Annotated in this window: 12 protein-coding genes; 4 read left to right on the top strand and 8 right to left on the bottom strand. The window is 52.4% G+C overall.

Annotated features, from left to right (window positions below; all coding sequences use genetic code 11):
• Positions 1-21: 21 nt before the first annotated feature.
• The 4 genes from IMCC3135_RS18300 to IMCC3135_RS18285 all read right to left on the bottom strand — a co-directional run bounded on the left by IMCC3135_RS18300 (position 22) and on the right by IMCC3135_RS18285 (position 3,099).
• Entirely contained in the window at positions 22-573 is a 552-nt protein-coding gene (locus IMCC3135_RS18300; protein WP_088918918.1) for a DUF3833 domain-containing protein, read from the bottom strand.
• Positions 573-1,082, bottom strand: coding sequence for a chalcone isomerase family protein (locus IMCC3135_RS18295; protein ID WP_088918917.1), 510 nt, complete (start codon positions 1,080-1,082; stop codon positions 573-575). The genes IMCC3135_RS18300 and IMCC3135_RS18295 overlap by 1 nt, the downstream gene beginning before the upstream one ends.
• A gap of 231 nt (positions 1,083-1,313) precedes the next feature.
• A complete protein-coding gene (locus IMCC3135_RS18290; RefSeq protein WP_088918916.1) occupies positions 1,314-1,841 on the bottom strand; it encodes a YaeQ family protein in 528 nt (175 codons plus the stop codon).
• Positions 1,842-1,947: 106 nt separating this feature from the next.
• Complete coding sequence (locus tag IMCC3135_RS18285; RefSeq protein ID WP_088918915.1) at positions 1,948-3,099, bottom strand: endo alpha-1,4 polygalactosaminidase; 1,152 nt, start codon at positions 3,097-3,099, stop codon at positions 1,948-1,950.
• Between the two features lie 417 nt (positions 3,100-3,516).
• Between IMCC3135_RS18285 and IMCC3135_RS18280 the strand changes: the two genes are divergently transcribed.
• Entirely contained in the window at positions 3,517-4,593 is a 1,077-nt protein-coding gene (locus IMCC3135_RS18280) for a cytochrome-c peroxidase (protein WP_088918914.1), read from the top strand.
• Positions 4,590-6,863, top strand: coding sequence for a methyl-accepting chemotaxis protein (locus IMCC3135_RS18275; RefSeq protein WP_088918913.1), 2,274 nt, complete (start codon positions 4,590-4,592; stop codon positions 6,861-6,863). Before IMCC3135_RS18280 ends, IMCC3135_RS18275 begins: the two co-directional genes overlap by 4 nt.
• Positions 6,864-6,872: 9 nt before the next feature.
• On the opposite strand, the gene IMCC3135_RS18270 is transcribed toward IMCC3135_RS18275, so the two are convergent.
• A complete protein-coding gene (locus IMCC3135_RS18270) occupies positions 6,873-8,468 on the bottom strand; it encodes a gamma-glutamyltransferase family protein (RefSeq protein WP_088918912.1) in 1,596 nt (531 codons plus the stop codon).
• A 408-nt stretch (positions 8,469-8,876) separates the two neighbouring features.
• Here IMCC3135_RS18270 and aqpZ point away from each other — a divergent pair, with 408 nt between their 5' ends.
• Positions 8,877-9,731 (top strand): aquaporin Z, encoded by an 855-nt coding sequence (gene aqpZ, locus IMCC3135_RS18265; protein ID WP_088918911.1) that lies wholly within the window; start codon positions 8,877-8,879, stop codon positions 9,729-9,731.
• A gap of 186 nt (positions 9,732-9,917) precedes the next feature.
• Here the strand turns inward: aqpZ and IMCC3135_RS18260 are convergent, their stop codons facing one another.
• The gene (locus IMCC3135_RS18260; protein ID WP_088918910.1) at positions 9,918-11,054 is read right to left on the bottom strand and encodes a TauD/TfdA family dioxygenase; all 1,137 of its coding nucleotides are present in this window, start codon (positions 11,052-11,054) and stop codon (positions 9,918-9,920) included.
• 30 nt (positions 11,055-11,084) lie between these two features.
• The gene (locus IMCC3135_RS18255; RefSeq protein WP_088918909.1) at positions 11,085-11,843 is read right to left on the bottom strand and encodes a class II aldolase/adducin family protein; all 759 of its coding nucleotides are present in this window, start codon (positions 11,841-11,843) and stop codon (positions 11,085-11,087) included.
• 131 nt (positions 11,844-11,974) lie between these two features.
• Between IMCC3135_RS18255 and IMCC3135_RS18250 the strand changes: the two genes are divergently transcribed.
• Complete coding sequence (locus IMCC3135_RS18250; protein WP_088918908.1) at positions 11,975-12,925, top strand: LysR family transcriptional regulator; 951 nt, start codon at positions 11,975-11,977, stop codon at positions 12,923-12,925.
• Positions 12,926-12,953: 28 nt separating this feature from the next.
• Here the strand turns inward: IMCC3135_RS18250 and IMCC3135_RS18245 are convergent, their stop codons facing one another.
• The gene (locus tag IMCC3135_RS18245) at positions 12,954-14,321 is read right to left on the bottom strand and encodes an aminotransferase-like domain-containing protein (RefSeq protein ID WP_088918907.1); all 1,368 of its coding nucleotides are present in this window, start codon (positions 14,319-14,321) and stop codon (positions 12,954-12,956) included.
• Between the last annotated feature and the right edge of the window lie 15 nt (positions 14,322-14,336).

The raw sequence follows: 14,336 nt of genomic DNA, 5'->3' as shown, positions 1-14,336 counted from the left end.
TGTATACTACAGTGACAGAGTTCAGGAAGCTCGGTCAAAGCTGATGAAGATTTCTCCTACCCGAAATCCAAATTTTTTCATGACTGCGCGATTGAGCAATACGTCATCCTGCAGATACATCCAATCATTAAGTTGTACAGCTAACGTGCTGTTTTTATAAGGAATGTTCAACGTGTATTGCCAGTTCAGGGCGTTGCCTTTACTTCTGCCTACGGCCTGTCCTTCAACGTCGGCGGCCTTGCCCGTGTAGTGTCCTTCTGCCACGCGAGTAATGAACCAGGTGCGTTCGCTGATTTCGCCATCGTCAAATTGAAAATCTTCTTCGAGTGTCAGTGTTTGAGTTGCTTCATCCCAGGCTCCCTCCAACTGCACGCTGAAGTAACGCATGGGAGCACCACCGCGATCAAAGACGATGCCCTGAGCCCGCGTACTTCCCAGAAAGTACTGTTCTACCTCAAAGGGCTGATCGGTGACTGGGATATCGTTGATCTGCATGCTAGAACAGGCCGTTAGTGCGCTCATCAGAATTCCCAGCACGCTGATTCGCAAGTACTGGCCGAATTTGAATTTCATCACACATTCCCCGACTGTCCGTTGATGAGGCGTTTGCGCAGGGCGGGCCGGGAAGTCTTCGTCGATAACCAGATGTCGAGAAAAGCTTGTGAGAACCCTGGGCTCTGAATGCCTCCAATTGGTTCTCCGTTGTACAGAAACATGTTGCTACCGCTGGTATCAACTTCAAATCTGAGCGTGTCCTTTTTCTTGATATCGGGCCACAGCGATAGAAGCTCAGGCAACCATTCATTTCTCTGTGCTTTCGAAATTCCCAGATTTTCCCACTGCCCATCGGTCGCCTTGACCAGGTCTTCTTTGTCGATATTGCGGTAGTAGCTGATCTCCAGGGCCTGCGGCAGTACTTTCGGACTGTAGCTGCCGTTATCAGTCAGTAAAGTGATGTTGTAGAGCTTGAAAACCATCCAGCTCATGTCAGAGCTGCCAACAGCATTCCAGGATTGCTGGGCGCTGGCAACGCCGGGGGCCAGGGCGATGCAGACGCAGATTGCGCGCAGTGAAAGTTTCATTATCGAGTCCCGATTGATCTATGTCGCTTCAAGCTGCGAAGGGGTAAGTGTTAGTCCCTATTCGCAGCTGAGGCACATCTGGTTCACTCAGAACGATATTTTTTTGTAAACCTCGGAATAGCTCTGATTTGAGCCAGAGCCCGGAATTAGCGGATTCGAGGCGTCAATGAGAAAGGCTGGCAGATTCGTCACTTTCATGCACTGGCATGACAGTGCGGCTGGTGCTCGTGATCAGCTCAAGGGCGTAACGACAATCGAGATGTTACTGGAGTCATCACTCAGGTAAAGCGCCCCGTCATCTATCGTGCATTGCAGCTGCATATTTCGATTGACCAAAGCCTCTGCACCTTCAGCCTGTATGTGACAGACCACCAGGTTTTTATGACGCGCCAGCTTTTCTCGGTATTGCTCCCACCAGACTGTGGACTTGCGATCCTGGTAGGTATAAATAATGACCTGTTCAGAACGACCGCAGGCCCGACGAATTCGCTTTTCATCAACCTGGCCAAAGTCTACCCACAGTTCGATACCACCACTTAGCGATTTCAGCCAAAGCTCCGGCTCATCTTCAGCACCTAGCCCCTTTGTGAAAACCAATCGCTCATGAGCATTCAGGGCAAATGCAATGATTCGAACGATAAATCGGAAATCATTTTCTGAAGGATGGACGGCTAGGGTGAGGTCATGTTGCTGGTAGTAATGCCGATCCATATCCGCAATATTGAGCGAGACCTTATTGATAGTGGCACCAATGGCCATGGAGTAACTCTCATTATTGCTGGTAGATCGGCATTGTATACGATCAATGGGGTCATCTACGGACCACTGATCGGGTGCTTGCAGCTACATCATCAGGGTGGAGCTGTTATTGACAGCTCAGTCTGTATTCATCATCCAGATTACGTGGCAGAACCAGACTGCTGAATTGCTTGTCCACGAATTCCTGGCAGTAGGCGCTGAAGGCTGAAGGTTGGTTGAGTAGCTCTGGGCGATACTCGACGTGAAGCACGGGTTTGCCTTGGGAAATAAATACATCCAGACGACCGCATTCGTTGTAACGATCGCATGACTCGTTGATTGTGAAGTCATAATCATCAGCTAATTGCTCAACCTGTCCGACGTTGTTCTTCAAGCCGATCGCTAACCCTCTGTTATGTGCTTGTTCCGACAGATAGCGGTTATAGGCGAGCTGATCACTGCTATCAAGGTCAATGCCTGTCGGGTTACTGTATCCGTCTACGTTATCCGGATCGACACCGTTGCAACCCTTTGAGCTAGCCAGATCAAGACGGGTTGACATGATGCTTCTTACATTATGAGTCCTGACATCAAGCCATCGCTCTCCCGGCCAATCGGCCAGTGCCAGTCCAAGGTCAGAGGCCGTGAACTTGCTGGCATCAGAACGCCACTCTTCGTATGTGCCTGCTGAGAAATAACAGATAACTGCAATTCCCTGGCTTTGTAAGGATGCGATTTTGGATTTGGATGTATCAAACAAATCCATCACATAGAGTTCGGCATCGTAGGAGGTATTCAGAGTTCCTTGCAACTGTAGCTGCCAGGTCACCAGCAGTTGTGGTTTGTAATGGTTGCTTGTATCCAGCTCAGGAGTGGGCTCAGGCTCGGGATTTGGTTCAGGCGCGGGTTCAGGAGTTACTCCTGGTGTAGAGGGAGTAACAGTGTCTTCATCAGCAGAACTATCAACGACTGGAGGTTTGGAGGGCGCGATCGGGTTTGGGGTAAGGTCCTCTTGTGTCGACGGGCTTTCGACAATCGAATCATCCAGATCTACCGGAACATCAACAGGTGATGGCGCTGGAGGGAGGGAGGGATTATCAGCCTCTTCACTGTCCGTGTTCTGCTCATCGAGGATAGGAGCATTTTCGTCGCTCGTAAGCGGTTGTTGTTTAGAATTATCGGTTTGATCCTGATCAGGCTCAGAATCAACGCTGCACGCAGAGAGTAGAAAAAAGGACGTTGCAAAAAGAGCAACGTTCTTGAACTTGGCAACTTTCATAATCTGGTGCGGTTGTTGAAATGCTGACTACGTCTGTTTGATGGTTCAGTAGCATCTTTCCCAACGAATCACTCTAGCCAGTTACTGCCAGATAATCGTTGGTTTGTGCTGGTCTGATCATCAAAATGAGTCAGGCATAATGTCAGTCGTTCCCTAATGGATTATTAACGTTTGATTACTGGCTAACTACATTGGGGGCTGGCTCACATTCTGTCGAACAGTTTTGAGAACTGTCTGGAAGTCCTGATTCCGATGAAAAGGTAATGGCTTTTCGGGATCGAGTTTGTTACCTGTTTCACCTCTAGTTTTGGTTATGTGCAGACGTTAAATAAGAGTATGCCCGCATCAGAATGGATGGACTCGTCTGTAGCGAGTTCACTGGAATCTGGATATGTGATCTAACGGAAAAAACTCATCATGCCATGTATTCTCTGCGTATCTCGCAGATGCCGACATCGTCACACTCTTTGGTTACTCGCCATCGTCTTTCTGGGACTGTCGGCGTGCAGCAAGAGTGATGAGTGGGAGCGCTTCTCCGTGCTTGCCTCGCAGCCGACGAGGCTCTACGGTACACAGCGTGAAATAGTTCTGGAGACAGAGCCTGTCAGAGCTCTCCAGGCTCTGGATCCACAGTTGGGCAATACGCCAAAAGTTGTTTTGGGCAACCAGCTGTTTCACGACAAGCGGCTTTCTGGTGACGAGACTGTGTCCTGCGCAACTTGTCATGATATTCAGGCGGGTGGAGACGATGGCCTGGTATTCTCGGTGGGCATAAAGGGGCAGACTGGCACTATAAATTCTCCTACAGTTCTCAACAGTGGTTACAGCTATCGTCAATTCTGGGATGGTCGAGCAGGTTCCTTAACGCACCAAGCGTTGGCACCCGTTGTCAACCCGGTTGAGATGGGGGCAAGCTGGTCGGATATAATAGCGAAGCTGTCATCGGATGATGCATTGTTGGCATTGTTTGAAGAGGCATTCGGAACACGTGAGTTGGAACCGACGTTGCTTGCTGAGGCAATAGCGGCCTTTGAAAGAACACTGATCACGCCATCCCCTTTTGATCTTTACCTGAATGGTCAAAAGCAGGCTATTAGTGAACAGGCGATTGCCGGTTATGGGCTGTTTAAAGAGTACGGCTGCGTGGCCTGTCATCAGGGCGTGAATCTGGGGGGCAACGTGATGCAGTATTTTGGCGCCTTTCATATCATTGATAATGTTGATGACGATAAGATAGAAAAAACCGGCAAAACCAGACAGGAAATACCAATTTACAAAGTGCCGACATTACGTAATGTCGCTCTGACGTCACCCTATTTTCATACAGGATCCGTATCCAGACTGAGTGATGCGGTGAAGATCATGGGTGCCGCTCAACTGGGGCGCATACTCAGTAATGAAGATGTGGAGCTGTTGGTAGCCTTTCTCGAGTCACTTAGCGGCAAGCTGCCTGCGCACGTTCTTGCAACAAGCCAGATAACGAGCGCAGAATGAGGATATTCAAGAACGGCTCATCTTTAATCAAATGGGCGATTGGCAGCATGGTCATTTTGCTGGTTGTTCTCATGGCCTGTAAGCCGCGGGTCGATATGGAATTCAACACCGCATACATCGAAAATATTGACACCATGCAGGAACTCACGGGGCAACTGCTACGTGATCATCTGTTGGTTAGCCAAGGGCTGGTAAAACACTATGATTACCTGGAAGCCGATCTGGAAATGATGGGGCGCTCTGCTCAGCTTGCCAAGTTTGTTCCCACCTATGTCGGGCCGGAGTATCGCGATAAAAGCGTAGATTATCTCGATCAGTATTCTGCAGCCATTGTCAGATTGCGTGAACAAATAGAGAAAAGCAAACGCAGTATAGGCTTGTTGCAAAATGCAAAAATGGCCTTCAAGCTATACCTCGATGATCTGAACAGCGTAGCTGCAGAAAGTGATGACCTTCAGGTGAGGAAGCTGTTGAATGAGCTGAATCACGCACTGGTTTATAGCGATATCCAGGCGTCCTGGCTAGATAAGCTGGAACAAGTAGAGCAACTGTTACCCATGGCTGCGGTGTCGATTCAGCCGTTGAGTCTGCATGCTCGAATGCTGCTGAAACAACAGCACCAAAGTACAAGCTCCTCAAAGCAGATCTATGCAGAGCTCAAACAGTTGAAACAACCTGATTTGCTCAAGAAGGCATTTGTTAATCAATACGTTGTGACTGTGAATTTGATCTCGACCCTGTCATGGGGTATCAACGGCGTCGTGGTTGGGTTGTTGATGCTGTGTGTCTACCTGACCATAACCAGTCACAGGGCACAGGAGTATGCACAACGCTGTGCATTGGTGGCACAAAAAGCCCAGGCGGATTCAGAACAGCGCGTAGAAGAGACAAAACTGGCGGTGCTCCAGTGCAATAAGCTGTTGGCGAAAATATCCAAAGGCGATTTCGGACATCGTCTGGAGAATCCCTTCGACGAAGAGCTCGAGTTGCTTCGTACCGGTATCAATCAAACAGCTGATAGTGTCGAGTTCATCATGCTTGAGCTGACGCGTGTCATGTTGGCGATCCAGGAAGGTCGATTTGATGTTCGTCTGGACTCACAAGTGCAGGGGGATTTTGGTCAGCAGGTCGATCAGACCATCGCTACCCTGGACTCCACGATTGGTAACATCTGTCGGGTCATGGATGACATGCGCGATGGTTGCTTTGGTACGCGGGTCGAGGCTAGCTGTAGTGGTAGGCTGCAAGAGTTGAAGCATTCCATCAACAGTTCGATGATCGTGATGGAAGATGCCATCTCAGCCGTGGTGGAGGTGGCTGAAGACCAGTCTCAAGGTAATTTCAGTCGACAGATTCAAGTCAATGGCAAGGGACAATTCGAACAACTTGCCCATTCGATCAACGCTACATCCTCCAAGGTTCATGAGATGGTTCAGCAGATACGACAGGTGTCCAGAACGGTGAGCCTGTCCTCCGACAGCATGCAAAGCAATTCGCACCAGCTATGGGAACACACCAACTCGCATAGCGATTCGGTTGCTCAGCTGTTGGGCAAGGTGGATCTTGTGAGAGCCTCCATACAAACCAATCAGGATTCGGTGCAGCAGGCGAACTCATTGGTCGATCGCTCTCGGCAGGCGGCGGACAACGGTACCGTTATCGCTAACCAGGCCATCGATTTCATGGATAATATCGCTGAGAAGAGTCAGAAAATTGCGAAGATTACACAAGTTCTGGACACTATTGCACGGCAGACCAACTTGCTGGCTTTGAATGCGGCCGTGGAGGCGGCACGTGCCAAGGAGCACGGTAGTGGCTTTTCGGTGGTCGCCAATGAGGTGAAGGAGCTAGCCAGGCAATCAACTGAGGCCTCCACACTTATCACGACCCTGATCCAGGCGACAGCGACAGACATCCAGTTGGGATCCGAGTCGGTTGAGAACACGGGGCGAGCGTTACAGGCGATTGCTCAGTCGATCAGCGATGTCGAGCAGGCTGCCAGCACGATTGTGGCTGAATCGCACCAGCAAGAGAAAGGCATGGATACCATTGTTCAGATCATCAGTAAATCACGTGTTGTGATGGATTCTGATCTGAAGCTGGCGGACACGAACCGAGACACCTGCGAATCTCTGGGCGAGCTGGCCCATCGCGTGAACGAATTGCTGGATTTCTTCCAGTCAGGCGAATCAGAGGTAGTATCTGATCAGTCGTGCTCGCCGTGGCCCAGTGCGGACAGCACTGGCACAAAAGTAAGCAAAGCTGCCTGAGGCCCGTTTCTAGAACCCGTAACTCCCGCCATCCTTGCGAGGATCTGAGCCACCGGCATAACCCCCGGAGTCAAGTCTTTGTATCAATTGCGCACCGCCAAAGCCGAAAGCCAGATCCGGTTTGGTCACTACGATGTCATGGCCTAGCTCGCTCAGCGTCTGCAATGTTGCTGGGTTCATTGATTCCTCACAGGACACGCCCAGCTCATCCGTTACGCGCCACCGGGGAGCATCTGCGGCTGTTTGCACATCTTGGCCCCACAGCTGGGTGCGCAAGGCCATCTGCACATGGCCCTGCGCCTGCATCATGCCCCCCATGACGCCAAAGGCCATGAGCGGGTCATGACCGGCCATGAGAAAGCCTGGAATGATGGTATGAAAAGGGCGTTTGCCTCCACCTAATTGATTCGGATGGCCCTCTTCAAGCGTAAAGCCACATCCACGATTCTGCAGGTGGATACCGGTTCCGGGCACCACGACTCCAGAGCCGAAGCCGTCATAGTTGGATTGGATGAAGGAGACCATCATGCCGTTGGAGTCTGCCGCTGAGAGGCAAACCGTGCCACCTTGTTTCGGTGATCCGCTGTGGAAGTTCTGCGCCTTGTTCGGGTCAATCAGGCGGGCACGTTCGGCCAGGTAATCTGGATCCAGCAGGTGTTCGGCGGCAACCTTGTGCATATAGGCGGGGTCGGCCACATAGGCGGCAGAATCCATGAAGGCCAGTTTCATGGCTTCGAACATCAGGTGCAGCGCCTGCGGGTCATCGGGCCCGAAATCTCTGATGTGGGTGTGCGACAACATACCCAGCGCCATGCAGGCGGCAATACCTTGTCCGTTAGGAGGAATTTCATGTAATGAGAATTTGTCGAATTGCTGGGAGACGGTTCCACACCAATCGGGTGTATTGGCCGCCATGTCCGCCACGCTTAGCGCAGCTGAGTGTTTGGCCGCATGGGCTGCGATCTGTTCTGCCAGATGACCCCGATAGAACGACTCTCCCCGGGTTTCTGCGATGGATGTGAGTGTGGCAGCGGCAGCCTTGTTGACGAATCTTTCGCCTGCCTTGGGCGCCTTGCCCTGGGGGAGGAAGTGTTCTGCAAAGCCTGGCTGGTCTTTCAACACGGTTGCAGCGATGCCCCACATCTTGCCGATAATGGGGGATACGATAAAACCCTCTTGCGCATAGCTGATGGCGGGTTCAAAAAGCTTCTGGAACGGCAGCTTGCCCAGTTTTTTATGTAATTCAACCCATCCCGCCACCGCGCCAGGCACGGTGACCGTCTCCCAGCCCCGATCGGGTATGGAGCCTGTTGCCGCAAAGCGATCAGGTTTCCATGATTGAGGTGAGCGGCCGGATGCATTGAGACCATGCAGCTGTTTTCCATCCCAGACGATGGCAAAGGCATCGGATCCGAGACCGTTGCCGGTGGGTTCAACCTGAGTCAATGTTATAGCTGCTGTAATCGCCGCATCAACTGCATTGCCCCCTTGGGCCAGCATGGACAAGCCAGCCTGACCGGCAAGTGGTTGTGATGCCACAACCATATTGTCAGCCATGGTGGCTGAGCGCTGAGAGACGTACGGCGGGGGAGATGGAAACTGCATAAGGATTTCCTGCTAGATGGCTAGAGGGATATTGTGAACGATCGTAATATCATGCCATAGAGAGTCGATCGGTTTCTGACGTTCGCAAGGTTTTGGTAATCGCAATGGGTCGCTCAGTGTTGTTACAGACGTGTTTCTCTATCAGTAAAATCGGAAAGATAGTTGGCGATGTAACATGATTTACGCACGTTGACAAAACATCCTTAAAAGAGTCGCTTTGTTAACAGCTATATATTCAGCCCGTTTCAGGCTGAATAATGCTGTTGTTTTCATGCAAACCGTTTTTGAATTATTTACACTTGGTGCCCCTCGTGGCGAGTGCTAGTGGATTTCTTCTTGTAATGACAGACTTGCATTACGCCCGATGGAAATAGTTAATAATCTGACAAATTAGAAAGGAGTTAGTGTATGTACGGAAAAGCATTGGCAGCAGAAGTGTTCGGCACGTTCTGGCTGGTTCTGGGTGGTTGCGGTTCTGCGATTCTTGCGGCGATGTTCATGGCCGGCGATTCGACCGTCAACCTTGGACTTGGATTTATGGGTGTCGGTCTTGCATTTGGTCTGACAGTTGTTACTGGCGCCTATGCTGTAGGTCATGTGTCTGGTGGTCATTTCAACCCAGCCGTGACACTCGGTCTGGTAGCTGGCGGTCGTTTTTCAATCGCAAAAGCACCGGGCTACATCATCGCTCAGGTTATTGGCGGCACACTGGGTGGCGCTGCCATCTATTATATAGCGTCGGGTCAGGCAGGTTTTGCCATTACCCCGGGCGCAGGCACATTCGCAACCAATGGTTTTGGTGTTGACGGCTCTCCTGGCGGCTACAGCATGCAGGCAGCGTTTCTTACCGAAGTCATCATGACCGCTGTGTTCCTGATCGTGATCATGGGTGCAACTTCCAAGCGTGCCTCAGCGGCAATGGGCGGCCTGACCATTGGTTTGTCTTTGGCTCTGATTCACTTCATCAGTATCCCTGTCACCAACACCAGTGTTAATCCTGCTCGCTCACCGGCACAGGCTTTGATTGCCAACGTATTCGGCGAAGGCGTCACATTGCCTATGCAACAGCTATGGCTGTTCTGGGCAGCACCTATTATCGGTGCGGTTATCGGTGCGGTTATCTATCGTGTTCTGATGGATGCCAATCATGATGTTGAAGTAGAAGACAAGAAAGTTTTCCGAACCGATGCTGGCGAGGCGACAAGCCGAGCTGCCATGGCAGATCTGGAAAGAAGTCGGGCTGCACAAGAGGAAGTTCGGTAATTTTCGAACACCAGGCCTGTTGAATAACAACAGGCTTCGTACTATCAACCCGGGTTGAGGTTTGCCCGGGTTTTTTTGTGCCTTTGATTATCGTTGTGCAAGCTCAGGCGTTCAGGTAGAGCGCTTTCGCCAGTAGAGCGTTGACCAGACAAACAACTGTCAATCAACGTCTACCGGGCGTATTTATCAAACGCTACGTTTTACCAATGTGCGGTAAGTACTGCGCAATGCGCCGCGATCAACATAGCAGCCTCGCAAGTGACGTGATCCGCTGTTGGCCTCAAAAGCCTCGCGTCCATGTACAACGCGATGATTGTCAAATACGATGCAACTGCCACCTTCGAGCCGGAAACGGTTTACGAAACGATCTTCTTTCAACAGCGACAAGAAGCGGCAGAAAGCCGGGTAGTAGTCATCAAGCACGTCCTGTGTCAGGTCCATGGTGTCTTGCAGATGCTGGGATATGGTGAGTCCCGACACTTGATCGTCTCGATCCAGCTCGATCACTCGTTGATGGGCCCGGTAGTCCCAGTCGACATTGCGACGGAAGAAAGGGATGTCATGGCTGGCTAGCAGTTCGAAGCCTGCAGGGTCACTTTCACGAAAAGCTTCTGCGGCTGCGGCGCCATCGAGAAACAGGCTATAACCACCCGAAACCGTATTGCTTCGACAATGTAGAAACTGTACGCCAGGTGCTGCGTCTTCTGAGGGAAGGTCGGTGTGAAATTCCAGGGCGCGGGCAGTATAAGCAAGGTTGGTGGGGGCAATTTCAAGCCTGACGTCGAAATAGTGACCATCGGCTGTCGGGGTCACTTGACCCAGCTGGTTTGCCAGCCGGGTGAGGGCCTCATTGCTGTCTTCCATCTTTGTGACTAGCGCAACGCCATCTTCAATCAATGCGCGTGCAAAGCTCTGACGAACCGAATCCGACGCCTCGATGTCGCTCTGCTCAAATCGGGCGAATGTATCATAGGCTCCCGCTTTCCAGAGTCGTCGCGGGATCATCGCCGGGTCAGGGTTACGTCCCGATACCATGAATTGATCGAGCATCGTCAAGGGTATTCTGGATACATGGCTTTCGCCAACCCAGTTTATGAGTAAGGTCTGTTCCTCCAGAAATGCCGAACTGGCGACCGGTCCACCTTCAATCTCGGTTATATCGAAAATACGCTCTCGGGTGGCCGGATCAATGTTGGTGGGATCGGCATCACGCAGCCAGTAATAATTGAAATAGCAACTACCCGAAGAAAGGGGGATGTGCAGACCCTTCTCGGCGAGTGTGACGGTGGGAATTTCGGAGGGTGCAAGGTTGTCATCTAACATGGTCTGTTCTCTTTATCTTCTATCAAGTTGTTATCGAGCGTAATCATCGCCTTGGCTGTCGAGCACCGCGCGCATGCCTGCAAGGTGCAATTCAGCCTGGCCGGGGTAATCGGCAATTTCTGCGGCCGTTCTGGCAGCGATATCATCGGGTATTACTCGCAGCGGCAGACCCGTCTGCAAGGCACGAATATAGGTTTCGGCAGCGCGTTCAAAGTAGTAGAGACGATTGAATGTTTCAGCGACGGTGGCGCCGATGACCAGAACCCCGTGGTTGCCCATGACCATCACGCGTTTTTCAGGATCGTCTAATTGAGCGGCTATGCGGCGCCCCTCTGCTTCAAAGGCAAGGCCACCAAATTCTTCATCAATTACGACACGCTCGAAGAAGGTGGCTGTATTCTGATCGATAGCAGGCAAACGCGAGTCGGCCAGGCTGGCCAGTACCGTGGAGAAAATGGGGTGGGCGTGCATGATGCAGCGAGCATGTGGCACCAGCGAGTGGACCATGGCATGCAAGCCCCAGGCCGTTGGATCAGGTGCGTCCGGACGATCCATGACCTGTGGATCATTGGCGTCTAGCAGTAACAGGTCCGAGGCCGACAAGGTCGAGAAATGCCGTTGATTGGGATTCATCAAAAATTGGCTGCCGCTGTCATTGACAGCCAGGGAGAAATGATTGGCGACCGCTTCATGCAGGTTCAGTCTTGCGGCTGAACGAAATGCTATGGCCATATCAACCCGTTCTACCGGGTAGTTCAAAGCGGCTGATTGGATGCTGGCAATTCCCATGGTCACAAGTTTTCTCGTGTTGGCTAATTCATGAGGAGACTAGCTTTGCCTCTTGTGAGGGACAAGCGATAGATTTGAGGGCGATACATAAGTATTATTAATGTCATCCGTATGCCTAAGAAGATCGCTCCATGTCCACGCCCGCATTGCCACCATTGACCTGGTTACGCGCATTCGAAGCGGCTGCCCGGCATTTGTCATTTACCGCTGCGGCCACTGAGCTGCATCTGACACAATCGGCTATATCACAGCACGTACGTAGTCTTGAGAGCTTCCTTGGCAAGCCCATGTTTGTACGACATACCCGAGCCTTGTCGCTGACCGAGGATGGTGCGAATTACCTGCCTGCTGTTCGCGAGGCCTTCAACGTGCTTGCCGCAGGCGCTCAGCCGTTTGTGGGACGAGGCGGGGACGCCCAGCGCACGCGTGCAGTCACGCTTCAATGCAGTATGGGATTTGCCGTACTGCGACTGACACCCAGGCTGGGCGCTCTTGCCTCGGCCCATCCCAAGCTTCGCCTGAATATCGTCACACCGGTGTGGGATCCTGAGAAAACCGCACAGATGGCTGATGTTGAAATACGTTTCACACGGCCCGAGGGTTTTGGTCAGGATGGATTGCGACTGACTCAGGAGCGAGCCTTTCCGGTTTGCACGGCCGCGCTTGCAGAGCGTATCCAGAACGGCGAGCCGTGGCATGAGTTGCCGTTGTTTGATTGCGTCGGAGTTCTGTCCAGTTGGCAGAGCTGGTTACTTGCGCATGAAGGCTCGCGTGAGCCCGTCTTGCCTCTCAAGGTACACATGAGCTCCACATTTGCGATCTCGATCGGGGCCGCACTGGCAGGCGAAGGGCTTGCCATGGCTCACGATGGACTGGTGGGTGAGGCGCTGGCTGATGGACGGCTGGTCAGACCCTTTAAAACGAGCGTGGATATGTCAGAGTGCTACGCGTTATACGAGCCTGCAAATCACATGCGCAGCTGGGCCTCGCAGGCGTTGACCGAGTGGCTGATCGCAGAGTTTGCTGATCCGGATGTGTTTCAACTGCGAGCCGAAGAGCCTGGACGAGAAGGGCCGGGGTGAGCGTCGTCTTTGCATGGATTCTGGCAACTCATGAAGGTGGGGTGTCGTAGGCATCACGCAGAAATGTCAGAGCGCTGCGAGTCTGATGCCGTGAGGCGGCACCACCAAGGCATAGCCTGAATGCCTCCGGCGCCTGGCCGTGCATGACGAAAACATCACTGACCACGGCCCCCAGGGCATGGCCTCGCATCCAGTCCACGATCCGATGCCTTGTCCATTCGCGAGGGGCTCTTACCCAGCAATGAAATCCCTCAGGATGTGCATCAAAACTGCCTGCTGGCAGGATCTGCCGGGCTAGTAGCTGGCGTTGTATCGACTCGCTACGAATCTGGTGCAGTATCTCATCACTGACACCGGTTTCGATCCAGCGTGTGGCCAGGCGCGTGGTTAAAGGCGAGACCATGACGTTGCTTGATTTCAAATGCGTATCAATGCTGGACGTTGCCGTATCGGGCGGGACAATGAGGTAGGCGACACGTAGACCCGCACCCAGACACTTGGACAATCCGGCCACGTAATAGACCAGTTCGGGTGCCAGCATAGCCAGGGTGGAGGGCGCATCATTCATCAAAAAGCCGTAAGCATCATCCTCGATAATGACGATACGATTTTGTCGGCATACATCAACAAGCTCTGCACGCCTGCGAGGGCTAATGGTTTGTGTGGTCGGATTGCGGACATCGGGGTTGGTATAGAACACACGAACGTTCTCTTTGGCCACCCAGTCGCTCAATTCCGTGGGGCTTGGGCCTTCCTTGTCATCACTGAGCCCTCGCAGCTTCAGCTGCAGCAGATTACACAGGCCCCGAATACCGGGGTAGGTAATGTTCTCGCAACAGACCGTATCACCAGGTTGCGTGTTGGCTCGCAGTATCGCCAGCATGGCGGCATGGGTACCGGGTGTTACCAGCACTTGGTCCGATTTGGCTTCGATACCGCGTCTGGCAACCCAGCGCAGGGCTGCAGCCTTGTCCTCTGTTGACCCGGTTGAAGACTGGTAGCGCATCAGAGCCCTGAGCTCTTCACCCACATCGTTCCAGATCTGCATCATGCGCATCTGCAACACCGGGTTTTCAGTTTCCGGAGCCTGGTTCATAGATCGGTCCGATAGATCTCTTCGCTGTGCCCGGGCACTTTGAGAGTCTGCCAGACCGATCACCTCGGTACCTGAGCCGACGCGCGTCTTGATCAATCCACGAGACTGGGCTTCTCGGTAGCCACGAGCAACGGTGGAAAAATTCATGTCGAGTTGCTCGGCCAGGGAACGCTGGCTGGGCAGGCGATCACCTGAATTCAGGCGTCCTGTACTCAAATCCCTGGCAATACTGTCTGCTAACGCCAGATAAAACGGGCGCTGTTCATCGAGTTGCGGAAGCCATTCAATTATTTGCGTCAAGGTATGGCGTCAACC

The organism is Granulosicoccus antarcticus IMCC3135 (assembly GCF_002215215.1).
Classification (GTDB): Bacteria; Pseudomonadota; Gammaproteobacteria; order Granulosicoccales; family Granulosicoccaceae; genus Granulosicoccus; species Granulosicoccus antarcticus.
This window is presented reverse-complemented; position numbering and strand designations above follow the sequence as displayed.